The 23682-nt window shown below is 73.4% G+C and carries 16 protein-coding genes; 13 read left to right on the forward strand and 3 right to left on the reverse strand.

The window, feature by feature from the left end; all coding sequences use genetic code 11:
* Positions 1 to 400: 400 nt before the first annotated feature.
* Both AB0F88_RS08280 and AB0F88_RS08285 read left to right on the forward strand, forming a co-directional pair.
* Positions 401 to 3202 carry a glycoside hydrolase family 3 C-terminal domain-containing protein gene (locus tag AB0F88_RS08280; protein ID WP_362678912.1) on the forward strand — a complete coding sequence of 934 codons (2802 nt, stop codon included), beginning with the start codon at positions 401 to 403 and terminating at the stop codon, positions 3200 to 3202.
* A gap of 11 nt (positions 3203 to 3213) precedes the next feature.
* Positions 3214 to 4203 carry a LacI family DNA-binding transcriptional regulator gene (locus AB0F88_RS08285; RefSeq protein WP_362678915.1) on the forward strand — a complete coding sequence of 330 codons (990 nt, stop codon included), beginning with the start codon at positions 3214 to 3216 and terminating at the stop codon, positions 4201 to 4203.
* A gap of 114 nt (positions 4204 to 4317) precedes the next feature.
* On the opposite strand, the gene AB0F88_RS08290 is transcribed toward AB0F88_RS08285, so the two are convergent.
* Together AB0F88_RS08290 and AB0F88_RS08295 are read right to left on the reverse strand one after the other, a co-directional pair.
* Positions 4318 to 5655: a hypothetical protein gene (locus AB0F88_RS08290; RefSeq protein ID WP_362678918.1), complete on the reverse strand. Its 1338-nt coding sequence runs from the start codon at positions 5653 to 5655 to the stop codon at positions 4318 to 4320.
* Positions 5656 to 5835: 180 nt separating this feature from the next.
* The gene (locus tag AB0F88_RS08295) at positions 5836 to 7611 is read right to left on the reverse strand and encodes a biotin carboxylase N-terminal domain-containing protein (protein ID WP_362678921.1); all 1776 of its coding nucleotides are present in this window, start codon (positions 7609 to 7611) and stop codon (positions 5836 to 5838) included.
* A 442-nt stretch (positions 7612 to 8053) separates the two neighbouring features.
* Between AB0F88_RS08295 and AB0F88_RS08300 the strand changes: the two genes are divergently transcribed.
* The gene (locus AB0F88_RS08300; RefSeq protein ID WP_329090315.1) at positions 8054 to 8326 is read left to right on the forward strand and encodes a WXG100 family type VII secretion target; all 273 of its coding nucleotides are present in this window, start codon (positions 8054 to 8056) and stop codon (positions 8324 to 8326) included.
* Between the two features lie 355 nt (positions 8327 to 8681).
* On the opposite strand, the gene AB0F88_RS08305 is transcribed toward AB0F88_RS08300, so the two are convergent.
* Positions 8682 to 13286, reverse strand: coding sequence for an FtsK/SpoIIIE domain-containing protein (locus tag AB0F88_RS08305; protein ID WP_362678925.1), 4605 nt, complete (start codon positions 13284 to 13286; stop codon positions 8682 to 8684).
* A gap of 753 nt (positions 13287 to 14039) precedes the next feature.
* Here AB0F88_RS08305 and AB0F88_RS08310 point away from each other — a divergent pair.
* From AB0F88_RS08310 to AB0F88_RS08355, 10 genes are all read left to right on the forward strand, one after another.
* Positions 14040 to 14741, forward strand: coding sequence for a hypothetical protein (locus AB0F88_RS08310; RefSeq protein ID WP_362678927.1), 702 nt, complete (start codon positions 14040 to 14042; stop codon positions 14739 to 14741).
* A 1-nt stretch (position 14742) separates the two neighbouring features.
* The gene (locus AB0F88_RS08315) at positions 14743 to 15585 is read left to right on the forward strand and encodes a hypothetical protein (RefSeq protein WP_362678929.1); all 843 of its coding nucleotides are present in this window, start codon (positions 14743 to 14745) and stop codon (positions 15583 to 15585) included.
* A 46-nt stretch (positions 15586 to 15631) separates the two neighbouring features.
* The gene (locus AB0F88_RS08320) at positions 15632 to 16933 is read left to right on the forward strand and encodes an ATPase, T2SS/T4P/T4SS family (protein WP_362678932.1); all 1302 of its coding nucleotides are present in this window, start codon (positions 15632 to 15634) and stop codon (positions 16931 to 16933) included.
* Positions 16930 to 17817 carry a type II secretion system F family protein gene (locus AB0F88_RS08325; RefSeq protein ID WP_362678935.1) on the forward strand — a complete coding sequence of 296 codons (888 nt, stop codon included), beginning with the start codon at positions 16930 to 16932 and terminating at the stop codon, positions 17815 to 17817. Before AB0F88_RS08320 ends, AB0F88_RS08325 begins: the two co-directional genes overlap by 4 nt.
* Positions 17810 to 18745 (forward strand): type II secretion system protein, encoded by a 936-nt coding sequence (locus tag AB0F88_RS08330; protein ID WP_362678938.1) that lies wholly within the window; start codon positions 17810 to 17812, stop codon positions 18743 to 18745. The genes AB0F88_RS08325 and AB0F88_RS08330 overlap by 8 nt, the downstream gene beginning before the upstream one ends.
* A 2-nt stretch (positions 18746 to 18747) precedes the next feature.
* Complete coding sequence (locus tag AB0F88_RS08335; protein ID WP_344750273.1) at positions 18748 to 18999, forward strand: hypothetical protein; 252 nt, start codon at positions 18748 to 18750, stop codon at positions 18997 to 18999.
* Positions 18986 to 19501 carry a TadE family protein gene (locus AB0F88_RS08340; RefSeq protein ID WP_362678942.1) on the forward strand — a complete coding sequence of 172 codons (516 nt, stop codon included), beginning with the start codon at positions 18986 to 18988 and terminating at the stop codon, positions 19499 to 19501. The genes AB0F88_RS08335 and AB0F88_RS08340 overlap by 14 nt, the downstream gene beginning before the upstream one ends.
* Entirely contained in the window at positions 19492 to 19923 is a 432-nt protein-coding gene (locus AB0F88_RS08345; RefSeq protein ID WP_362678945.1) for a TadE/TadG family type IV pilus assembly protein, read from the forward strand. The genes AB0F88_RS08340 and AB0F88_RS08345 overlap by 10 nt, the downstream gene beginning before the upstream one ends.
* A gap of 281 nt (positions 19924 to 20204) precedes the next feature.
* A complete protein-coding gene (locus AB0F88_RS08350) occupies positions 20205 to 20612 on the forward strand; it encodes a pilus assembly protein TadG-related protein (RefSeq protein ID WP_362678948.1) in 408 nt (135 codons plus the stop codon).
* Between the two features lie 52 nt (positions 20613 to 20664).
* A complete protein-coding gene (locus AB0F88_RS08355) occupies positions 20665 to 23598 on the forward strand; it encodes a hypothetical protein (protein WP_362678951.1) in 2934 nt (977 codons plus the stop codon).
* Positions 23599 to 23682 lie beyond the last annotated feature (84 nt).

Here is a 23682-nt window from a genome sequence, read left to right on the forward strand (position 1 = left end):
ATCCGCGTCTCGCTGACGCGGCGGTGGACGCCGCCTGGGATTCACCCTGTTTTCAGTTAATTTCATGATGTCCCCGGCGGATCTCCTGGCCCGGATCCCGAGGGTCCGGGTCACTCGCAGGCGGTCTTCCGCTCCGGTTTCCCGGTGGCCCGCAACCGTTTGCCGCCCGCCTATTGACCTTGGCCGCACAGAAGTGCACCCTTCAGGGAAGCTCCGTTCGAAACACGCGCGCAACGAACGCCGGAGCGCGCGGGTGGTGACGGAGTTTTCCCTGACCGAGTGTCGAAGCGCTTCGACTGAGGCGTCCTTCCAGGTCGGAGCCCTGTCGGAACCCTGCTTGAACCCGTTGGAACCACGTCGGAATCGAAGCGCTTCGACGCTCTCAAAGGGATGGTCCCCGATGAACGAACCGTTCCGTGACCCGGAACTCCCCCTCGCGCGGCGCGTCGCGGACCTGCAGGGCCGGCTGACCCTGGAGGAGAAGATCGGGCTGCTGCACCAGTACCAGCGGCCGGTGGAGCGCCTCGGGCTCGGCCCGTTCCGTACCGGCACCGAGGCGCTGCACGGCCTCGCCTGGCTCGGCCCGGCGACGGTGTTCCCGCAGGCGGTCGGGCTGGCCAGCACCTGGGACCCCGACCTCGTCCGGCGGGTCGGCGAGGCGACGAGCGACGAGGTCCTGGCCTTCCACCACAAGGATCCGTCGGGGGCGGGACTCAACGTCTGGGCCCCGGTCGTCAACCCGCTGCGCGACCCCCGCTGGGGCCGCAACGAGGAGGGCTACTCCGAGGACCCGTGGCTGACCGGTGTCATGGCGACGGCGTACGCCTCCGGCCTCCGCGGAAGCGATCCCACGGTGCTGAAGACCGCGCCCACCCTCAAGCACTTCCTCGGCTACAACAACGAGACCGACCGCTGCGTCACCTCCAGCGACCTGCCGCCCCGGGTGCTGCGCGAGTACGAGCTCCCGGCCTACCGGCCCGCCCTGGAGAGCGGCGCCGCGGTCGCCGTGATGCCCTCCTACAACCTGGTCAACGGCCGCCCGGCCCACCTCAGCCCGCTGATCGGCGAGGTGCTGCGGGCCTGGGCGCCCGACGACCTCCTCGTGGTCAGCGACGCGTACGCGCCCGCCAACCTCACCGGCCTGCAGGGCTACCACGACGACCTCCCCGAGGCGTACGCCCACGCGATCAGGGCGGGGCTCGACAGCTTCACCCAGGACGACGACCGCCCAGAGGCCACCCTCGGCCACCTCCGCGCCGCGCTGGAGCGCGGCCTGCTCACCGAGGCGGACGTCGACGCCGCCGTCCGGCACACGCTGTCGGTCCGCTTCCGGCTGGGCGAGTTCGACCCCTCCACCCCGTACGACGACATCACCGAGGCGGTCGTCAACTGCCCCGAGCACCAGAGCCTGGCCCGCGAGGCCGCCCGGCGCTCCATCGTGCTGCTGCGCAACGACGGCGTCCTGCCGCTGGACGCCTCGGTACGCAGGATCGCGGTCATCGGCCAGCTCGGCGACACGCTCATGGAGGACTGGTACTCCGGGACCCTCCCGTACGCCGTCACCGCCCGCGCCGGGCTCGCCGAGCGGTGCGAGACCGTCTTCTGCGAGGCCGTGGACCGGATCACCCTCGCGGTCGAGGGAACGGACGGCCGTCACGTCGTCGCCGACCCCGACGGGGGGCCGCTCGGGGTCGGCGACGAGCCCGGCCTGTTCGACCTGTTCGACTGGGGCGGCGGCTGCTACGCCCTGCGCGCCGTGGCGACCGGCCGCCACCTGTCTGTCGACGACGACGGGGTGCTGGTCAACGACCAGCCGGGTCCCAACGGCTGGGAGGTGCGCCAGACCTTCCGCATCGAGGACCGCCCCCGTGGCGCGCTCGCGCTCCGGCACATCTCCACCGGCCGCTACCTCGCCCTGGACGGCGAGGTCTTCCGCCTGGCCGACGACGCCGACGCCGCCGCCTGGTTCACCGTGGACCGGGTCGTGAGCGGCGCCGAGGCCGCCGCCGCGCTCGCCGCGACCGCGGACGTGGCCGTGGTGGTCGTCGGCGACCACCCGCTGGTCAACGGCAGGGAGACCGAGGACCGCCTCGACCTCGCGCTGCCCGCCGCGCAGCAGGCCGTGGTCGCGGCGGTGCGCGGGGCCAACCCGAGAACCGTCATGGTGATCAGCAGCGGCTACCCGGTGACCTGGGACATCGACGACCCGCCCGCGGTGCTGTGGTCCTCGCACGGCGGCCAGGAGTACGGCCACGCGCTGGCCGAGGTGCTGTTCGGCGACGCCGCCCCCGAGGGGAGGCTCACCCAGACCTGGTACCGCTCGGCGTGCGAGCTGCCCGACCTGTTCGACTACGACATCATCGCCTCGGACGCGACCTACCAGTACTTCAGGGGAACCCCGCTCTACCCCTTCGGACACGGCCTCGGCTACACCACCTTCGAGTACGCCGACCTGGCCGTCTCGGTGGAGGGCGGCGACGGCGGCGACGGCGGCAGGGTCACCGCCTCGGTCACCGTCACCAACACCGGTTCCCGCGAGGGGGTGGAGGTCGTCCAGATCTACACCCGCCAGCGGCGCTCCCGGGTCAAGCAGGCGCTGCGCCGCCTGCGCGGCTTCGTCAAGGTGCGCCTCGCCCCCGGCGAGAGCACCCGGGTCGACTGGGGCCTTGACGTCGCGGAACTCGCCTTCTGGGACGTCACCAGAGGCCGGTTCGTCGTCGAGGACGCCCCCCACAAGCTCATGGTCGGCCGCTCCTCGCGGGACATCCGGCTGTGCGCACCCTTCCACGTCGACGGCGAGCGGATCCCGCCGCGCGACGCCCTCGCGGGCCCGATCGCCGCCGTGGACCACGACGAGTACGACTCGGTGACGTTCGTGGACGCGGCCAGGGTCTCCGGCGACGCCGTGCGGTCCACCGCCGAGGGGGCCTGGATCGTGTTCCGCGCGGTCGACCTGGGGGAGGGAGCCGCCTCCTGCGCCGCCGTCGCCGCCGGAGAGGAGGGCGGGGTGATCACCCTGCGCCTGGACGACCCCCTCTACGGGCCCGTCGCCGGCGACCTCCCCGTCCCCCGCGCGGGCCGCCACGACCTCGTCGAGGTGCGCACCGGGCTTGTGGAGGCGAGGGGAGTCCACGATCTTTATGTGGTGTTCGAGAATGCGGGGATCACCGTCGCCTCCCTGAGCTTCGGCGAGGCCGGGTGAGCGGGCGGGCGGTGACCATCAGCGAGGTCGCCAGGCACGCGGGGGTCGCGGTGAGCACGGTGTCGTACGTGCTCAGCGGGAAGCGCGCGATCTCGGCCGACACCCGGCGCCGGGTGCTCGACAGCGTGCGGGTCCTGGGATACCACCCCAACGCCGGGGCGAGGGCCCTGGCCAGCAGGCGCGCCAACGTCATCGCGCTGGTCCTGCCCCTGCGGGCCGGGGTGCACGTCCCGGTGCTGATGCAGTTCGCCACCTCGGTGGTCACCGCCGCGCGGCGCTACGACCACGACGTGCTGCTGCTCACCGCGGACGAGGGCTCCGACGGGCTCCGCAGGGCGGCGGCGAGCGCGCTGGTCGACGGGCTGGTGCTGATGGACGTGGAGCTCCACGACAGCCGGGTACCGCTGCTGCGGGAGCTCGCCGAACCCAGCGTGCTGATCGGATTCCCCGCCGACTCGGCCGGTCTGACCTGCGTCGACCTCGACTTCGCGCGGGCGGGCGCGCTCTGCGTGGAGCACCTGGCCGAGCGCGGGCACCGGGAGGTCGCGCTGCTCGGCGCGCCCTCGGTCGTCTACGACCGGGGCACCGGCTTCGCCCGCCGCACCCGGGAGGGCTTCGCCGCGGCCGTGGCAGAGACCGGCCTGACCGGGGTGGCCCTGCCGTGCGAGGAGAACTTCGACCAGGTGTCCACCGCGATCGCCGGGCTCCTCGACGCCAGGCCGGGCCTGTCCGGCCTGGTCGTGCACAACGAGGCGGCGGTGGGCCACGTGCTGGGGGCGCTGCGCCAGTACGGCAGGCGGGTGCCCGGCGACATCGCCGTGGTGGCGATCTGCCCCGACGACATCGCGGAACGCGCCAGCCCGCCGCTCACCTCGGTGCTGATCCCGGCCGAGGAGGTGGGCCGCCAGGCGGTCCGGCTGCTCATGGAGAAGCTCGAAGGCCGCGCCGTCCCCGACGGCACCCTCCTCCAGCCGAGGCTCACCGTCCGCGACAGCACCTGACCGGGAGGCGCCCACGACGCCGAAGGGCGCGCTCCCCCGGAAGGGGAGACGCGCCCGTCTGGGTTCCGCTCGTTCTGCCTTACCTGTCCTGCCGGTCCGTTTCGCCGTGGACGGCTACCAGTCGCCCCCGCCGAAGTCTCCGCCGCCGAAGTCGCCTCCGCCGCCGAAGTCACCCCAGCCCCCGCCGCCGAAGTCGCCTCCGCCGCCGAAGTCGGTGCCGCTCTCGGCGCCGCCGCCGTAGCCGCCGTAGCCGAAGCCGCCGCTCATCATGCTGCCCATCATCGTGCCGACGAGCATGCCGGTCATGACGTCGCCGAAGCCGCCGTAGTAGCCGTAGGCGTAGGGCTGGTAGGCCGGTCCCGCGTCGTAGTACGGGCGGCGCTGGCCGTTGACCATGACCTCGCGGGTCTGCGGCTCGAAGCCGCGCTCGACGGCCTCGGCGTCGGCCGCGCAGGCGGGCACGTCGCGCAGCGCGCCGCCGGGCGGGGCCCAGCGCACGTCGCGGGCGGAGGGGCCGTGCTGCGGGTTGAAGAAGCACGGGGAGCGCCGCTCGGGCACCGGCTGGTGGTTGACGCGCGCCTTCACGCAGGCGAGGGCGTAGCGGCCCTCCTCCAGCGCGGTGGTCACGCCGCGGAACTCGTCGGGGCGCTTGACCGCCGCGAGCTCCACCTTGGCCCGCTCGTAGGAGTCGAGGGCGCGCTGCCAGTCCTGCTGGTGGTCGCCGCCGTCGTTGAGCAGCTTCACGTCGGTGTCGAGGTCGGTGATCTCCTCACCGAACTTGGTGACGTCCTCGTCCACGGTCTGCTTGACCGCGGCCAGCTCGGCGGCCTCGCGCTCCTCGCGCTGCTTCTTCTTCTTGCGCGAGTAGAGGAAGATGCCCGCGCCGCCGGCCAGGGCCAGCACCAGGATGCCGACCAGCACGCCCCCGCTGGAGCCGCCGGAGGAGCCGGAGGAACCGGACGGGGCACCGGCGCCGACGGCCGCCTCGTCGGCGAGCTTGACGAAGTTGATCACGTTGTCGGTCGGGCTGCCGGTGGTCTTGGCCCGTCCGAGCAGCTCGTCGACGTCGACGCCCCTGATGTTGGTGACGCCGAACGGGGTCTTGCCGCTCATCACCAGAACGGTGGACTTCGACCCGACGCCCTTGAGGAGCGAGCTCAGCAGGGTCCTCGCCTGGGACTGGCTGCTGATCGAGCCCTGGGGCAGCATCGCCACGTAGACGGAGGAAGTCTGGTCGGCCGCGCCGCGCATGGCGTCGACGGCGTTGGGGGGCAGCCCCGCCGCGGGATCAACGTAGAAGTTGTCCCCGTCCTTCAGCTCCGAGACGATCGCACTTGGGTCTGGCGCCGCGGCATTGGCCGCCGGGGCGATCATGAACATGGCCAGTAGCCCGGCGAACAGTGCCATGATCGTGGCACCGAAACGACCTGGCGCGGCTTTTGTGATGGTCACGGCAGAAAGCCTCCTTCGTCCTGAAGACGAATGAGCGGGCGACAGAGTTCCCTACCCCTCGACCGTATCCCCTCACGGCCCGCGTCAGGCACCCCTCGGGCACCCGGCGTGTGAGCGCCGTACCCGCCGCCACCGCCCGCCGCGCAGCGGGCGCGCTCGGGCGTCCCCGATCTCGCGGGCTCAGGCGTCCTTGATCTCGCAGATCGTGGCGCCCGAGGTGATGCTCTGGCCGACCGACGCGGCCAGTCCCGTGACGACGCCCGCCTTGTGGGCGGCGAGAGGCTGCTCCATCTTCATCGCCTCCAGCACGACGATCGTGTCACCGGCCGCGACGGTGTCGCCGTCGGCGGCCACGACCTTGACGATCGTGCCCTGCATCGGGCTGACCAGCGAGTCGCCGCTCGCGGCCTTCCTGGCCACCCCGCCGCCCCGGCGCGGCGCCTTCGAGGCGCGGCCCGCGCCCGCGTTCCCGGCGGCTCCGGCGTTCCCGGCGGCTCCGGCGGCGAATCCCGGGGGCAGCACCACCTCCAGCCGCTTGCCGCCCACCTCGACGGTGATCCGCTCCCGCTCGCCCGGCTCCTCGGCCGTGTCCGGCTCTCCCTCGTACGGCGTGATCGTGTTGTCGAACTCGGTCTCGATCCACCGGGTGTGCACCGAGAACGGGTCGCCGGTGAACGCCGGGTCGGCCACCACGGCCCGGTGGAAGGGCAGCACGGTCGGCATGCCGCCGATCTCGAACTCGGCCAGGGCCCTGCGCGAGCGCTCCAGGGCCTGTGCCCGGGTGGCCCCGGTCACCACCAGCTTGGCGATCAGAGAGTCGAAGGACTGCGGGACGGTCATGCCCGCCTCGTAGCCGGCGTCCAGGCGCACCCCGGGCCCCGAGGGGGCGCTCATGCGCGTGATCGTGCCGGGGGCGGGCAGGAAGCCGCGCCCGGCGTCCTCGGCGTTGATCCGGAACTCGATCGAGTGGCCGCGCAGCACGGGGTCGCCGTAGCCGAGCTCCTCACCGTCGGCGACGCGGAACATCTCCCGTACGAGATCGACGCCCGCGACCTCCTCGGTCACCGGGTGCTCGACCTGCAGGCGGGTGTTGACCTCCAGGAAGGAGATCGTGCCGTCCTGGCCCACCAGGAACTCGCACGTGCCGGCGCCGACGTAGCCCGCCTCGCGCAGGATCGCCTTGGAGCTGGTGTAGAGCAGGTCCAGCTGCTCGGGCGACAGGAACGGGGCCGGGGCCTCCTCCACCAGCTTCTGGTGGCGGCGCTGCAGCGAGCAGTCGCGGGTGGACACCACGACCACGGTGCCGTGGGCGTCGGCCAGGCACTGGGTCTCCACGTGCCGGGGACGGTCCAGGTAGCGCTCGACGAAGCACTCGCCCCTGCCGAACGCGGTGACGGCCTCCCGGACGGCGCTGTCGTACAGCTCGGGGATCTCCTCCAGGGTGCGCGCGACCTTCAGCCCGCGCCCGCCGCCGCCGTACGCGGCCTTGATCGCGATCGGCAGTCCGTGCTCGGCGGCGAAGGCGACGACCTCCTCGCTCCCCGAGACCGGATCCTTGGTGCCGGCCACGAGCGGCGCGCCGACCTTCTGGGCGATGTGGCGGGCCTGCACCTTGTCGCCGAGCGCGGTGATCGCGGCCGGCGGCGGGCCGATCCAGGTCAGTCCCGCGTCGATCACGGCCTGGGCGAAGCCGGCGTTCTCGGCCAGGAAGCCGTAGCCGGGGTGCACGGCGTCGGCCCCGGCCTCGGCGGCGACGCCCAGCAGCTTGTCGACGTCGAGGTAGGTCTCCGCGGGAGTCTCGCCGCCGAGCGCGCGGGCCTCGTCCGCGACCCGGACATGGAGGGCGTCCAGGTCCTGGTCGGCGTAGACGGCGACGCTGGCCAGCCCGGCGTCCTTGCAGGCGCGGGCGATCCGCACCGCGATCTCACCACGATTGGCGATCAGGACCTTGTGCACCGACGTCTTTCCCTTCAGTACGTGTGCCAGTACGTGCGGACGAAGGACTGGCGGGCCTTCAACGGAGTGTAGGCGTCCTTTGATCGTGAGGGAGTGGTGGGTTGTTCCTCCTCGGTCGTGAGGGAGCGGGGGTCTCATTCGCCTTCGCCGTCCCGGCGAGACCGCGGGAGATTCCCGCCCTGGTCGCCCCCGGTCCGCCTCCGGTTCGCTCCCGGTGCGCCTCCGGTCCTTTCCTGGACGGTCCAGCCCTCGCAGCGGTGCCCCCCGTCCGCCTACGGCTCCTTGAATTACTGGAAATCAAGACAATGGACAACGTTTAGCCTCTTGGCGACTGAGGGAACGTCCATAGCCGCTCGGCATAACCCGGATACCTCTGTGATCCTTACGCCTATCGTGATTTCGTTTGGCGACTCCTCCCGACACCGATCCAAAGGAGACTGGCATGAGCCAGAACTTGCTCGGCGGCAATCCCGCGGAAATGCAGCAGATGGCCACCCAGTTCACCCAGCAGGCCGACCAGGTCAGGGCCACCGTGGCCGCCCTCGACCGGGAGGCCGCGAAAGTCGGCACCGCCTGGACGGGGCCCGGTGCCCAGCGTTTCAGCGAGGCCTGGCAGAACTACCGGGCCGCTTTCCAGCGCATGTCCGAGGAACTCGCCGAGGCCTCCCGGGTCATCAACACCTATCGCGGCAATATCGAGTCCGCCACGCGATAGGAAACGGCCCGCCGAAATGCCCCGGCCCGCAAGGGCCGGGGCATTTCTCATTGACGGCACGGATCGGCGGGGATCGGCGGGGATCGGCACAGGCGGCACAGGCGGCATGGGCGGCATGGGCGGCGCGGGGCGCGCGAAGCACACAAGACGCGCAAGGCGCGCAAGACGCGCAAGGCGCGGTCGCACAGGAGACACGCAAGGCGTACGGGACGGCGTGTGGCGGGTGACGGCGGCCCTCGTGCGGCGGTGGTCCTCATGCGACGGCGGGCCATACCTGACCACAGCCCTCACGTGACCACAGCCCTCACGTGACCACAGCCCTCACGTGACGGCGGGCCCTACGTGACCACAGCCCTCACGTGACGGCGGCCTGGACGGGGATCACCGAGCCCAGGGTCACCAGCAGGCCGCGGCCGGGGGGGCCGCCGACCGCGCCGCGCGGCAGGCGGACGGTGAACAGGTCGCCGTCGGCGGGGCTCTGGACCGACAGCAGCAGACCCGTGCGGCCCTTGCGCGCCTCGGCCGCGAAACCGCGGTAGGCGGTGGTCAGGTCCCCGGTGGTGCCACCGATGATCATGCCGTGCTCGCCGTCCCTGCCGCTCCGCAGCACCTGCTCCAGCGCGCCGCCCAGGGGGGAGTCCGCGGAGATCAGCTCCGCGTCGTCGACGATCACGACGTAGCGGTCCTGCCCCGCGACGGCCTCGTGCAGGTCGCCGCCCGCGTCCAGCACGGCCAGCACGCCCGGGGTGTCCACCAGCGTGCACAGCGGGCTGCGCCGGGGGGTCACCAGGACCGTGGGGGTGCCGTGGGAGAGCAGCGAGTGGGTGGCGGTCAGCAGTGCCGTGGACCTGCCCGACCTGGGCGGGCCCGCGACGACCGCGGCGGGACCGTGGGCGAGCAGGTCGACGCCGAGCGGCGCCAGCGAGTCGCCTCCGGCGCCGAGCAGCGCCCACAGCGGGGACGGGGGCCGGAAGGAGGGCACCAGATCCAGGACCTGCGCCGCGGTGACGCGCATCGGCAGCGCGTCCACCCGCAGCGGCGGGTCGGCGGCGATCTCCGGCGCCGAGCGGGCCAGCGCCTGGAGCGCGGCGACCTGCGCGGGACCCGAGGGGTCGTCGCACAGCAGCGCGATCTGGCTCTCGGTCATGCCGTGCTCGCCGGTCGACAGCGCGCGGCCCGGTGCGAGGGTCGCCGGAAGGTCCTTGAGGGGCAGTCCGGCCAGGCCGTAGTCGGAGGGGTCGGCCAGCCGCAGGATCAGCCGGTCGTCGAAGACCGTGGAGATCTGCCCGATCAGCGCGGACCTGTCGCCGGTCAGCACGGCCCGCAGCCCGACCGCGGGCCCCTCGCGCAGCAGCTGCATCAGCGACTCGATCAGCCGCCCGTAGTCGTACGCCTCGAACGCGGCGACGAACCCCTCCCACCGGTCGAGCATCAGGACCAGCCACGGCAGCCGCGGCCCGTCCGCGGCGGCGCGCAGCTCGGCCAGCGAGGCGTACCCGGCCTCGGCGAGGAGCTGCTGGCGCCGCCCCACCTCCTCGCGCAGCCGGTTCAGCAGCCGCTCCACCCGGTCGAGCTGGTCGCGGGTGACCACCGCCCCGCAGTGCGGCATCGCCATCAGCGGCAGCAGCGAGCCCGAGCCGCAGTCGATCGCGTGCACGTGCACGTCGTCGGGGGAGGCTCCGGCGGCGATCGCCCCCGCCAGCGTGCGCAGCGCGGTGGACCGCCCGCTGCGCGAGGCGCCCGCGACGAGCAGGTGCCCCCCGTGGGCGAGGTCGAGCGCCAGCGCCCGCCGGTCCTGCGCCCAGGGCAGGTCGGTGATCCCGAAGGCCAGCGGCGGCACCTCCTCGACCCCCGCCCGGTACGGCAGCACGCCGGACGCGTCGCCGGGCAGCACGGGCGGCGCCGGGAGGACGGGGACGGTCACGAGGTCGGGAAGCGGATCGAGCCAGGGACTCGGCTGCTCCGCGACCCCGGCGAGGCGGGCCGCCTCGACCATGGCGTCGGCGAGCAGGGACAGGTCGGTGACGTGGCCGCTCTCGGCTCCGGCGTGGACCGCCCTGGGGTGCCCCAGGGCCTGCCACCCGACCTCCGTCACCCGTACCCTCACCTCGCCGCCCGAGGCGCCGGGGCTCCGGCCGCCGATCCGCGCGGTCTGCACGGCCGTCGCCGCCCCCGCGCCCGACTTCACGTAGCACCGGCCGGGAGCGGACTTGGGGATGTACGAGGCGTCGGGGCGGCCGATGACGTCGGCCGACTCCGACGCCTCGGTGACCCGCAGGGCGATCCGCAGGGAGGTGTTGGCCTGGATGTCGGCGGTCACCACGCCGCCTGGCCGCTGGGTGGCGAGGATGAGGTGGATGCCGAGCGAGCGTCCCCGCCTGGCGATGTCGACCAGCCCGGTCATGAAGTCGGGCAGCTCGCTGACCATGGCCGCGAACTCGTCGATGACCAGCACCAGCCGGGGCAGCGGGGCCGGGGGCTCCAGGGACGCCGAGGACGCCGAGGACGCTGCGCGCCCGCGCGGCGGCCTGCCCTGCGGGCCGCCTCCGGCGACGAGCAGGTCGCGGGAGGCGCGGGCCGTACGGGCGTCGCGCAGCTCGTGGTAGTCCTCGATGTCCTTGGCCCCCGCGGCCAGCAGCAGGCGCTCGCGGCGGCGGATCTCCGCGGCCAGCGAGGCCAGCGCCCGCTGGGTCAGGTGGCCGTCGAGGTCGCTGACCATGCCCACCGTGTGCGGCAGCCGCACGCACTCCTTGAACGCGGCGCCGCCCTTGTAGTCGATCAGCACGAACGTCATCTCGTCCGGCCGGTTGGCCACCGCCAGCGAGCAGATCAGGGTCTGCAGCAGCTCCGACTTGCCCGCGCCCGTGGTGCCCGCGATGAGCGCGTGCGGCCCGTCCCTGCGCAGGTCGATGGAGAACGGCCCCTCGGGGCCCACTCCCACCACGGCCTCGGTGGCCCGGCCCCAGCGCTTGGTCAGGGCCGCGCCGGAGACCGACGGCAGCTCCAGCAGGTCCAGCAGCCGCGCGGAGTCCGGCAGGGCGACCCCGGCGTCGTCGCGGCTGACATCGCGGATCGGCGCCAGCGAACGGGCCAGCCTGTCGCACCAGGCGGCCGTCACCTGGTCGGCCAGGATCTCCCCGAGGTCGTCCAGTCCGCCGCCGCGCAGCCGCACCGTGCCGTCGGCCTCCACGGCGGCGACGGTGGCGCACTCCTCGGGCAGCAACCGCTGGTCGCCGTCGATCGCCAGGGTGTAGACGCCCGCCCTGGGCCCCTGGCGCAGCACCTGGGGCATGCCCGGCAGGGCGCGCAGCACCTGCGCGCCGTCGAGCACGACCAGCACGTCGTAGGGGCGCTCGTCGTAGACGGGGGCGGCGTACGGCTGCTCGGCACCCGTACCCGTGGCTCCGCCCAGGTCGCCCCAGCCGGCCGGGATGCGGCCCAGCTTGGCCGCGGGGCCCGCGGCGGCGTCGTCGCCGAGGCGCTCGTCGATCAGCGCGGCGAGCTCGCTCACCCGGCGGGCCGCGGTGTCCGGGTCGGCGCCGACCAGGGCCACGCAGTCCTCGCCGCCGCGCGGGGCGCAGTGCGGCAGCCAGCGGACCCAGTTCCAGCGCTCCTCACCGTCGCCGTGCGCGGACAGGACGACGATCGCCAGGTCGCGCGGGCTGTGCAGGGCGGCGGCCTGGCCGACCAGCCAGCGCGCCACCCCGGCCGCCGTGTTCCTGGGCCCGGTCAGACCGGCGACGCCCAGGCGGCGCATGGCCAGCGCCACCGGCACCGCCTGGCAGGTGGGCGGGACGGGCAGCGGGGCGTCGACCGGCGCGGAGCGCTCGGGGGCGAACTCCAGGTCGGCGGGGAGGTCGGCGAGGCCGACCCGCAGCCGCAGCGCGTCGGGGTCGTGATCGCGTCGTTCCCAGAGCCGCCGCCGGGGGCCGGTCACGGTGAGCAGCACCTCGGCGGGGTCGGGCGCGGCGGCGCGGCGGGCGGTCTCGTCGTCGGCGCGGGCGCGCTCCACGGCCGCCTCGAAGATCTTCAGCCGCGCTTTGTACTCCTTGAGCTGCTGGCGGTACTGCTTGCGGCCGTGCCGCCTGTCGCTCCACCACTGGCCGATCATGATCAGTGGCGTCATGAACGCGAACAGCAGGAAGTACGGCGATTTGAGGGCGATGGCCAGGCCCACCCCCAGCGCGGCGGGCAGGAAGGCGGTGAGCAGCTGCAGCCGCATGGTCTCGGCCCGCTTGGGCTCGGCCGGGACCTCGAAGCGCCGCGCGCCGCCCGGCGGCCGGAACCTGGGCGGCCGGTTGTAGGCCAGCCCGCCGTCGGGCTGCGCGTCCAGGTGGGCGTCGGGCGGCTCCACCGCCTTGAGGGTGAGCACGGTCCCGCCGCAGCTCAGCAGGGCGTGCTCGGGCCAGGGCAGCGGACCCTCCAGGGGGTCGCGGTCCAGCAGGGGGGTCGTACCCTCCCCGGGTTCCACGGTGATGGCGTCCGGGGTGAGCCGCACCACCGCGGCCCGCGCGGGCAGCCGGGGGTCGGTCACGGCCACCGAGCAGGCGGGGTCGGAGCCGATGGTGTGCACACCCAGGCTGAGGCGGTGCACCGACCCGGCGGCGGGCCCGCCGACCACCCTGATCTCCACGATCCCGCCGGGCTCCTCGGCCAGCGTGGCCACCGCGAGGGAGCGGTCGAGGGTGACGAGGTCGCCGTCGCGGAGCAGGCCGAGCGCGGGGGCGGCCGGGTCGAGGGGGCGGCCGTCCATCCAGAGCGTCGGAGGCTCGGCCCCGGCGGAGTCGCGATCCAGCCCGTACGGGGCCTTGCTGCGCGTCAGCCGCACCACGTTGCTCGGCCGCTCGCCTCCCTGGCCCGCCAGGGACTCCGCGAGTCGTGCCACCGTGGTCGTCTCGTCGCCCTCGACCACGACATCGCGGTCGGCGTGCTCGTCGAGCACGGTGAGCATGATCCGCATCGCCGCTCTCCTCGGGTCAGGCCCCGGATCCACCGTACAGAGTGAAAACCGTCCCCGAGAGAGTGTTCGCGGCAATGTCCTGACTCGCGACCGGTATGTGGAAAACGGCAAAACCTGTGGATAACTGTCCGGGGGTGTTGACCGGTTATGCCGCCCCAGGTGGGCATTTGGGGATGCGAGGGCGTGCGGGCGGTGGGCTGCCCGCGACGCCGGGCTGTGGAAAACCTGTTCGGAGAACCGGGGGGAACGGCGGATTCCGGCCCGCGTCCTGAGCGCGCAGGCCTGACCTTCCGGTGTCCGACGTTTCGATGTCCGATGTTTCGATGTCCGACGTTCCGGTGACGGGCTGGAGCGGCACGCGAAGGCGATGGGAACGGCGATGGGGATGCCGACGGGCGGGCAGCGCGGGCGGGGAGGGTGCGCGAGGGAATCGGGCGGGGGAAGCGGGCGAAGGAAGTCGGGGACGGGCCAAGGGGGTGGATGAAGACGGCCGGAGCCGGACACGCGAATGAGGTGTGAAAAAGGTGGGGTGATTGGTGCGAGAGTTAATTACCGTCCTTATCACCCAGATAAGTCTCCCGTCATCTAGCCAAACGGCCATTTTCTTCTGAAGTGGCGTTGACAGACGTGTTCCTATCAAACGAGCATGGGTCCTGGCTTTTGTCCGACAGCCCGTCGGCATGGTGCGCATAATGGCGTAAATTCGACCAGTAGTTCCCCATATTTATGATCACTCTGGGAGTCCCCCTACCCATGAGGACCAGTGAGAAGCCAACGGGCCGCGTCCCGGTCAACGCCGAGCGTCAGACCTCGGCGGGCACCCTGTCGGGCCCGGCGTCGCGCAAACTTCCCGTGCCCCCACGCGAGCGCAAACCAGCCCTCGCCGCCCTCGCCGTCCTCCTCATCCTGGGCGGCGCCCTCGCCACCACGCTGCTCGTCCTGCGCAGCGGCGACCGCGTCTCGGCGATCGCCGTCTCCCAGCAGGTCGGCGCCGGACAGCCCTTCACCGAGGCGATGCTGAGGGAGGTCCAGATCGCCGACACCGGCATCGGCTACGTGGCCTGGTCCCAGCGCGCCCGCGTCACCGAGAACTTCGCGCGCGTCACCCTCATCCCCGGCACGCTTCTCACCCGCGACATGGTGGTCTCCGCCAGCAGGGAGCTCGGCCCCGGCAAGGCGCAGGTCGGCCTGTCGCTCAAACCCGGCCAGACGCCGGGCACCCTGGAGCGCGGGGACCGGGTCCAGGTCGTCCACGTGCCGAGCAGGGGCGCGGGCGGCGACCGGGAGAGCCGCGTGCTGGCGCAGAGCGCCCTGGTCCACCAGATCGGCACGCCGGGCAGGACCGGGGCGAACGGCCTGGTCACCATCATCGTGGACAGCACCATCTCGCCGGAGATCGTCGCGTACGCCTCCACCGGCGAGATCGCCCTCGCCGAGCTGCCGGGAGCGCGCTGACGTGGCGCTCATCGTGCTGGCCGCCGACAAGGGCGCACCCGGCGTGACGACGGCGGCGACCGCGCTCGGCGCGATCTGGCCGCGCCCGGTGCTGCTCGCCGAGTGCGACCCGGCGGGCGGCGACCTCGCCTACCGCCTGCCCGCCGCCGACGGCGGCGTGCTCAACCCCGCCAGGGGCCTGCTCACCCTGGGGGCCACGGCCCGCCGGGGCCTGCACCCCGACCAGATCCACGAGCACACCCAGAAGATCATCGGCGGCCTGGACGTGCTGGCCGGGCTGACCCACGGCGAGCAGGCGGCCGGGCTGACCTGGCTCTGGGGCCCGCTCGGCCGGGCGCTGGCCACGATGCCCGACGCCGACGTGCTGGCCGACTGCGGGCGCATCGGCGGGCACCCCCAGCTCGCCGAGCTGACCACCGAGGCCTCGCTGGTCGTGCTGTTCACCAGGGCCAGCCTCGACCACGTCGCCCACCTGCGCGAACGCCTGCAGATCATGCCGCGCGAGCCCCAGGTGGGCGTGGTCGTGATCGCCGACCCCCGCCAGTACCGCACGACCATCGAAGAGGTGCGCCGGATCGTCACGGGCACCGGCAGGCACGTCGCCTTCGTGAGCGGGCTCGCGCACGACCCCAAGGGCGCGGAGCTGCTGCGCGGCCAGTGGGGCGGGCGGCTGGACCGCTCCCTGCTGATCCGCACCGCCAGGGAGCTGGGCGGTCGTCTCGACGCCCAGCTCCGCGCCCAGGAGTCGGCGGAGTCGGCCTATCGCGCCCGGGAGCAGGCCGCCCGCCTGCCCGCCGAGCCGTCCCGCTCGCCCGTCGAGCCGTCGGGCGGGGCGAGGCCGTGACCATCGACCACACGCCGGCGAGGCGCTCACGGCAGGGGGCGAGGCCGTGACCATCGACCACACGCTGGTGAAACGCTTCCGGCAGGACGTCGGCGACAGGCTGGCCCACCAGCGCCGCCTCGACCAGGCCAGCGGCCTGCTGCCGATGACCGGCGAGGACGAGCGCCAGTTCGCCCGTGCCCTGATCGCCCAGATCCTGGAGGAGTTCGCCCGCGGCGAGATCGGCGTCGGCAGGACGCCGCCGACCGCCGAGGAGGAGGAGGCGCTGGCCGCGGGGATCCACGCCGCCCTGTTCGGCGTCGGCCGCCTCCAGCCGCTGCTCGACGACCCCGAGGTCGAGAACATCGACATCAACGGCTGCGACCGGGTGTTCGTCGGCTACGCCGACGGCCAGGAGCTCATGCGCGACCCGGTGGCCGAGTCCGACGAGGAGCTGGTCGAGCTGATCCAGATCCTCGCCGCCTACAGCGGCCTGTCCAGCAGGCCGTTCGACACCGCCAACCCCCAGCTCGATCTGCGTCTTCCCGACGGCTCCCGTCTCTCGGCCGTGATGGACGTGACGGTGCGCCCGTCCATCTCCATCCGCCGTTCCCGGCTGGGCAAGGTGTTTCTCACCGATCTCGTGGGAAACGGCAGCCTGACCCCGGAATTGGGTCGTTTTCTCGCGGCCGCGGTGGCGGCGAGGAAGAACATCATGATTTCCGGTTCGACCAACGCCGGGAAAACGACGCTGTTGCGCGCGCTCGCCAATGAGATTCCACCGTCCGAACGGCTCATCACCGTCGAGCGCGCCCTGGAACTCGGCCTCGACCAGTTTCCCGAACTCCATCCCAACGTGGTCGCCTTCGAACAGAGGCTCCCCAACTCCGAGGGACAGGGCGAGATCACCATGGCGGAGCTGGTCCGCCGCTCCCTGCGCATGAACCCGTCCCGGGTGATCGTCGGCGAGGTCCTCGGCGACGAGATCGTCACCATGCTCAACGCGATGACCCAGGGCAACGACGGCTCGCTGTCGACCATCCACGCCAACTCCTCGATGGAGGTCTTCAACCGCATCGCCACCTACGCGCTCCAGGCCACCGAGCGCCTGCCGATCGAGGCCACCCACATGCTCATCGCGGGCGCGATCGACTTCGTGGTGTTCATCGAGAAGCGCAACGACTACGCGGTGGGCGGCAGGCTGCGCCGCTTCGTGTCGAGCGTGCGCGAGGTGGCCGGGGTGGACGGCAGGGTGCTCTCCTCCGAGGTGTTCGCGATGGCGCCGGACGGCCGGGTGGTCCCGCACGCGCCGCTGTCGTGCCTGGAGGAGCTGGCCCACTTCGGCTACGACCCGGGAGGCTGGGCATGACCTCCCTTCCGCCGGGCCTGTTCGACCCGCTGGTGCTGCTCTCCGGCCTCGCGCTCGGCGCCGGGCTGTTCCTGCTCTTCCTCTCCCTGTACGGGGTGCCCGTCAAGCCGTCCACCCCCGGCAGGACGGCGGGCAGGCGCGAGTTCCTGCGCGCCCTGTCCACCCGGACCGCAGTGGGGGCCATCGCCGGGGTGGTCGTGCTCGTGGTGACCGGGTGGCCGGTCATGGCGGTGGGAGCCGTGCTCCTCGCGATGGCCTGGCGGGGCCTGTCCGGCGGCGCCGCGGAGGAGCGGACCGCGATGCGGCGGCTGGAGGCCCTGGCCGCCTGGACCGAGTCGCTCCGCGACACCATCGCCGGAGCGGCCGGGCTGGAGCAGGCGATCCCCTCCTCGATCCGGGCGGCGGCCCCCACGCTCCGCCCGCACCTGCGGTCCATGGTCGACCGCCTGCACACCAGGATGGCGCTGCCCGACGCGCTCAGGCTGTTCGCCGACGAGCTCGACGATCCCTCCGCCGACCTGGTCGTGGCCGCCCTCATCCTCAACTCCAAGCTGCGCGGCCCCGGCCTGCGCGACGTCCTCGGCGCGCTGGCGGTGTCGGCGCGCGAGGAGCTCGACATGCGCCGCCGGGTCGAGGCCGAGCGCCGCTCCACCCGCCGCAGCGTGCAGATCGTGGTCGGTACGGCCGTCGCCTTCGCCGTGATGCTCGTCGTGTTCAACCCCTCCTACGTCGAGGAGTACGACAACACGCTCGGCCAGGCCGTGCTCGTGGTGGTCGCCGGGTTCTTCGGCGCCGGGTTCGCCTGGATGCGCCGCCTGGCCCGCTTCGACAAGCCCGCCCGCCTGCTCGGCCTGCCCTCCGGAGGTGAGGTACGCGATGACTGAGGCGCTGCTCGCCGGCTCGGTGCTCGGGATAGGCCTGTTCCTGCTGCTGCGGGCGTTGTTCCCGGCCCGTCCCGGGCTGGTGACACGACTGCTGGCACTCGACGCCGCCAGGGAGGGCACCGACGCGCCCCGGGCCCGGCTCATCCTGCCCGACGAGGAGGTCAGCGCCTTCCGTCGTGGCCTGGGCGAGCGGATGGCCCGCTTCTACGCCGCCAGGGGCTGGGAGGCGCGCTCGGCCAGGGCCGACCTCGCGCTGCTCGGCAGGTCGTTCGAGGGTTTCCTCGCCACCAAGGTGCTGCTCGCGGTCTCCGGGCTGCTGGCGTTCCCGCTGCTGGTCGGCTGGCTGGTGCTGATGGAGTGGGGCGTCTCCCTCACCGTCCCGCTGTGGGCGGCGCTCATAGTCGCCGGGCTCTTCTTCGTCCTGCCCGACCTGCAGGTCAAGCGGGACGCCGCGCGGATGCGCCGCGACTTCCGGCACGTCGTCGGCTCCTTCCTCGATCTCGTCGCGATGAACCTGGCGGGCGGGCGGGGGGTGCCCGAGGCGCTGATGATGGCGGTCTCCGTGGGCAGCCCCGGCCCCGACGAGGAGGGGGCCAACTGGGCGATGTCCCGCATCCGTGAGGCGCTCGGCAACGCCAGGATCGTCGGCATCACCCCCTGGCAGGCCCTCGGCCAGCTCGGTGACGAGATCAACGTCGACGAGCTGCGCGACCTGTCCGCCGCGCTCGGGCTCGTCGCCGACGACGGCGCCAAGGTCCGCTCCTCCCTCACCGCCCGCGCCGCGACCATGCGGCGCCGGGAGCTCGCCGAGATCGAGGGGCAGGCGGGCGAGCGCTCCCAGTCGATGCTCGTCGCCCAGCTCCTGCTCTGCGCGGGCTTCGTGATCTTTCTGAGTTTCCCTGCCGCTATGAAGATGTTGGGGTCCTGACCATGCTGAGCCATCCGTGGATCGTCTACGCGGCCGCCGTCCTGAGCGTCCGGATCGAGAAGGCGCGCAGCGCCCCCACCCGGGGGGCCTCCGCCGTCGAATGGGTCATCATCACGGCCATCATCGCCGGGGTGGCGCTCGGGCTCGCCACCCTCATCAAGACCCTCGTCGAAGGGAAGCAGGCCGAGATCTCCAACCAGTTCGGCGGGGGCGGCGGAGGCGGGGGCGGGGGCGGCGAACTTGGCGACCCGTGATCGTTCGCGGCACCGCGACCGGGAGAACCGGGAGAGGGACGGCCAGCGCGATCGGGCGGCAAGACTGAGGCGCCGCGGGCGCCGCGGCGCCGGAGACCGTGGCGGCGAGCGCGGCGCCACGGTCGTCGAGCTGGCGATCATCATGCCGGTGCTGCTGGTCGTCATCCTGCTCATCGTGCAGACCGCCCTGTGGTTTCACGGACGCCAGATCGCCGACGCCGCGGCCAGGGAGGGTGCGCGGCTCGCCCGGGTCGACACCGAGTCCTGGCAGCAGGACGCAGAGTCCCGCGCCCAGGAGCTGATCAGGACCGTCGGCCCGAAACTCCTCGAGGGCGCCACGGTCACGGCCTGGGAGGAGGGCGACCGGCGGGGTGTCGAGGTGACCGCCTCGGCGGTCCAGGTCGTTCCGCTGCTGCCGTCCACCACGTTCACCGTCACCGCGCGCTTCGGCGGTCCCATTGAGTGCTTCCGGCCCGACGACGGGAGCGAAGGGTGCGAGTGATCCCCTTGATCTCCAAGACCGGCGGCGACCGCGGGTCGCTCAGCACCGAGACGGTGCTGCTCGCCCCGGTCTTCCTGCTGTTCCTGCTGTTCCTGGTGGGCGCGGGAAGGGTGGTGGAGGCCCAGGGCGAGGTCAACGGCGCCGCCAGGGACGCCGCCAGGGCCGCCTCCGTCGAGCGCACCCTGTCCGACGCCGAGGCCGCGGCGGACGAGGCGGCCCGCGGCGCCCTGTCGGGAGAGTGCGAGCCGGAGGTCAGCCTGTCCGGTACGAAGTGGGTCACGGAGGAAGGCGAGGGCCAGGTCCGCGTCGAGGTGACCTGCTCCCTGGACCTGGAGTTCCTGGGCTTCGGCGCGGCCAAGGAGATGAAGGGCGACTCGGTGGTCCCGCTGGAGCGGTACCGGAGGATCGAGGTGGAGGAGTGAACCCCGTCGACCCGCCCCCTTCCACCGTCGGGACGCACCGGAGCCCCGCACTCCGGGCCGCCGCGCGGAGCGGACCCGCGCGCCCGCCGGCGTGGCGGAGGCTCCCGCGCCCGCCGGCGTGGCGAGGACTCCCGCGCCCGGTGGCGCGACGGAGGCTCCCGCGCTCGCCGGCGGCGTGCCGGACGGCCGGGAGCCCGGTGCGTCCGGCCGGGCATCGGGCGCGTTCGGCCGGCGGGGAGGGGCGCCGCGCGCGGCCGGGCGGGCTCGGCGAGCGGGGGTCGATGTCGATCTTCACAGTGATCTTCTCGGTGGTGGTGTTCCTGCTGGCCGGGCTGCTCGTCGACGGAGGGGCCGCGATCAACGCCCGGCTGCGCGCGGCCGACGTCGCCGAGCAGGCCGCCAGGGCCGCCGCCGACCAGATCGACGTCGAGCACCTGCGCGCCACCGGCGAGGCCCGGCTGCTGGGGGAGGGGGAGACCTGCGGGAAGGCCGAGGAGATCGTCTCCGCCCACGGCGGCGACGACGTACAGCTCACGGAGTGCACGCTCGGCGGTGACCAGGCCGAGGTCACCGTGAACGTCTCCGTCACCTGGAAGGCGTTCTTCCTGGCCGCCTTCGGCTTCCCCGGCTCGGACATGAAGGCCGAGGCCACGGCCGGGCCGGACATCGGGGAAGACCAATTGCCGTGAATCGCTGGCCCACCGGTTGACCGACGACGAATCTGGACGGGGAGGGAGACGAATGCCCACGCGACAGCCCGCGCGCATCAAGGCCAGGCGCACACCGGGAGACCTGCTTGCGGGTCTCGGCGCGCTGGTCGTCCTGGTCGCGCTCATCGCGGGGGTCCCCTACGCCCTGTTCCGGCTGGCCGGGCCGCCGCTCCCGCCCGAGCTGCTCGACCTCGACCTGCTGACCAGCCAGGTGGGCACGAGCACGATCGTCGCGATCCTCGTGCTGCTGGTCTGGCTCGCGTGGCTGCAGCTGGTCGTCTGCGTGCTGGTCGAGATCTACGCCGGGCTGCGCCGGGTCGGCATGCCGGCCCGGGTGCCGCTCTCCGGCGGCACGCAGATGTTCGCCAACCGGCTGGTCTCGGCGGCCATGCTGCTGTTCACCGTCTCGGCGGTGGCCCTGCCGGTCGCGAAGCTGACCAGCCTGCCGCCCGCCGCTCCCGGCATCGTCTCCACCGGGCTCTCCGCGACGTCCGGCCCGGCCGCCGACGAGCGGGCCGAGCTGGAGCCGGTGCAGAAGGCCAAGAAGGTCTACGTGGTGCAACCGCCGCACGGGCGCCACCACGAGAGCCTGTGGGAGATCGCCGAGAAGTGCCTCGGCGACGGGCGCCGCTACCCGGAGATCTACCGGCTCAACCAGCACAAGGAACAGCCCGACGGCAGCCGTCTCCACATGGCCGACCTGATCAGGCCCGGCTGGGTCCTGGACATGCCGGCCGACGCGCGCAACATCCACCTCGTCCCGGCCTCCCAGCCGCGCGACGACACCCTCAAGGACCACCGGGACAAGCCGGTGGAGCTGGACGGCCGTACCCAGACCTTCACCCCCGGCCGCGCCGACCTCCCGGCGGAGCCCGCGCCCGAGGTCGCCGACCCCCGCGACAGCGCCGGTGACAGAGCCGGTGACAGAGCCGGTGACAGAGCCGGTGACAGGGCCGGTGACAGGGCCGGTTCCGGCGGGACGCGGGAGACCGGTCCTGGACAGGCGCGCCACGACACGACCGAGCGCCCGTCGCAGACCGTGCCCGACAGCGGGCGGCAGGACCCCGGACAGGTGGAGCGGCGGGACCCGGCGGCGGTGGCCGAACCCCCCGGCAGCGGGCAGGACGCGGGGCAGGAGGCCGGGCTGGGGATGCTCGACTACCTGGCGGGGGCCTCGCTCGCGGCGGCCGGGCTGCTGGCGGCGCTCGGACGCAGGCGCAGGCAGCAGCTCTGGCACCGGGCGTTCGGGCATCGGATCACCCGGCCCAGGGACGACGCCGCCCAGGCCGAGCTCGCGCTCAGGCTCGGTGCCGACGCACCCGGCAGCCGGATGCTCGACGTCGGGCTCCGGCTCCTCGGCAGGTCCCTCGCCGCCCAGAACCGCGTCCCGCCCACGATCTACGCCGCCCACCTGTCGCCGCAGACCCTCGACCTGTGGATCCACCCGCCCGACCCCGACGCCCCCGCCCCCTGGACCGCCCACGACGGCGGCCAGGTCTGGCGGCTTCCCGCGCACGAGGGCCGGATGCTCGACGAGCGGGCGCTCGCCGACGCGCCCGCCCCGTACCCGGGGCTGGTCTCGCTCGGTTCCAACGGGGAGGGCCGGGTGCTCGTCGACCTGGAGGCCGCCCACGGGCCGATCGGCATCAACGGCCCGCAGGCCACCGCTGCCCTGGCCGCGCTCGCCGTGGAGCTTGCCACCAACCGCTGGTCGGACCGGATGCGCGTCACCCTGGTCGGCTTCGGCGAGGAGCTGACCGTGATCGCCTCCGACCGGATCAGATACGTGGGCGGCCTGGCGGAGATCCTGCCCGAGCTGGAGGCCGCGGCCGGGGGGCGCGCCCACGGCGGTGAGGTGCTCACCGGCCGGATCCACGGGCGCGCCGCCGACCCGGCCTGCACCCCGCACTACCTGCTGTCCGCGATCGCCCCCACCCCCGAGGAGGGCCGCCGGTTGGCGCTGCTCGCCAGGAAGGGCGTCAGGACGGCCGCCGGATACGTCATCGCGGGCGACGTGCCGCACGCCACCTGGAACTGGACGATCACCGAGGAGGGCCGCGCCGAGATCGACGCGCTCGGCTTCGACGTGGCCGCGCAGCTGCTGCCCCGCCGCCAGTACCGGGCGCTGGTCGACCTGTTCCTGGCGACCGAGCGGCTGGATGGAGAGCCGCTTCCCGACGAGCCGGAGCCGGTCACGCACACGCCCTCGGTCGAGGTACGCGTCCTCGGCCCCGCGGAGGTCGTCGGCCCCCCGCCCATGGAGGAGGGGCGGGCCGTGATCGCCGTCGAGATGGCCGTCTACCTGGCGACGCACCCCGGCGGCGTCCACCCCGTGGTGCTCGGCGGCATCCTCTGGCCGCGGGGCGTGCAGCCGGTGGTCAGGGACGCCACGATCGCCAGGGTCGTCGCCTGGCTGGGCACCGACAGCCAGGGGCGGCCCAACCTCTACGCCGACGAGTCCGGGCGGCTCCGGTTCGGCCCCGAGGTGCGTACCGACTGGATGCTCTTCCGCGACCTCGTCCGCCGGTCGCACGCCAACCCCGCCGGGCGCCCCGCGCTCCTCGAGCGGGCGCTGAGCCTGGTACGGGGTCCGCTGCTGAACGGCCGCCCGCGTGGCCGCTACGCCTGGCTGGCCGCCGACGACCTGGAGTACAACGTGACCGCGGGCGTCGCGGACGCCGCGCACCGGCTCTGCGAGGTGCGGCTGGCCCGCGGCGAGACCGACCAGGCCGTGGCGGCGGTGCGCGCCGGGCTGCTGCTGGCCGCCGACGACGAGGGGCTCTGGCGCGACCTGCTGCGGGCCACCCACCTCACCGCCGACCCCGTCCGCCTGCGCGCGGTGGTCGACGCCCTGCACCGGCGGGCCGCCTCCCACCCCTACGGCGGCGGGATGGCCCCCGAGACCGAGGCCCTCATCGACGAGCTGCTGCCCTCGTGGCGGATGCGCTCGGCCCCGACGGCATGACGGGCCGGACGGACCCGGCCCGCGCGGCGGACGTCACGCGGTGGTGGGCGGGTGCCGTGCCGGACGACCGCCGAGCGGGGGACG

The organism is Streptosporangium sp. NPDC023963 (genome assembly GCF_040639135.1).
Classification (GTDB): Bacteria; Actinomycetota; Actinomycetes; order Streptosporangiales; family Streptosporangiaceae; genus Streptosporangium.

Excerpts from the sequence above, each read along its gene's own strand:
- AB0F88_RS08300 (WP_329090315.1), top strand. The coding sequence starts at position 8,054 with ATGAGCCAGAACTTGCTCGGCGGCAATCCCGCGGAAATGCAGCAGATG.
- AB0F88_RS08325 (WP_362678935.1), top strand. The coding sequence starts at position 16,930 with ATGACCTCCCTTCCGCCGGGCCTGTTCGACCCGCTGGTGCTGCTCTCC.
- AB0F88_RS08330 (WP_362678938.1), top strand. The coding sequence starts at position 17,810 with ATGACTGAGGCGCTGCTCGCCGGCTCGGTGCTCGGGATAGGCCTGTTC.
- AB0F88_RS08355 (WP_362678951.1), top strand. The coding sequence starts at position 20,665 with ATGCCCACGCGACAGCCCGCGCGCATCAAGGCCAGGCGCACACCGGGA.
- AB0F88_RS08335 (WP_344750273.1), top strand. The coding sequence starts at position 18,748 with ATGCTGAGCCATCCGTGGATCGTCTACGCGGCCGCCGTCCTGAGCGTC.
- AB0F88_RS08310 (WP_362678927.1), top strand. The coding sequence starts at position 14,040 with ATGAGGACCAGTGAGAAGCCAACGGGCCGCGTCCCGGTCAACGCCGAG.
- AB0F88_RS08305 (WP_362678925.1), bottom strand. The coding sequence starts at position 13,286 with ATGCGGATCATGCTCACCGTGCTCGACGAGCACGCCGACCGCGATGTC.
- AB0F88_RS08280 (WP_362678912.1), top strand. The coding sequence starts at position 401 with ATGAACGAACCGTTCCGTGACCCGGAACTCCCCCTCGCGCGGCGCGTC.
- AB0F88_RS08350 (WP_362678948.1), top strand. The coding sequence starts at position 20,205 with ATGTCGATCTTCACAGTGATCTTCTCGGTGGTGGTGTTCCTGCTGGCC.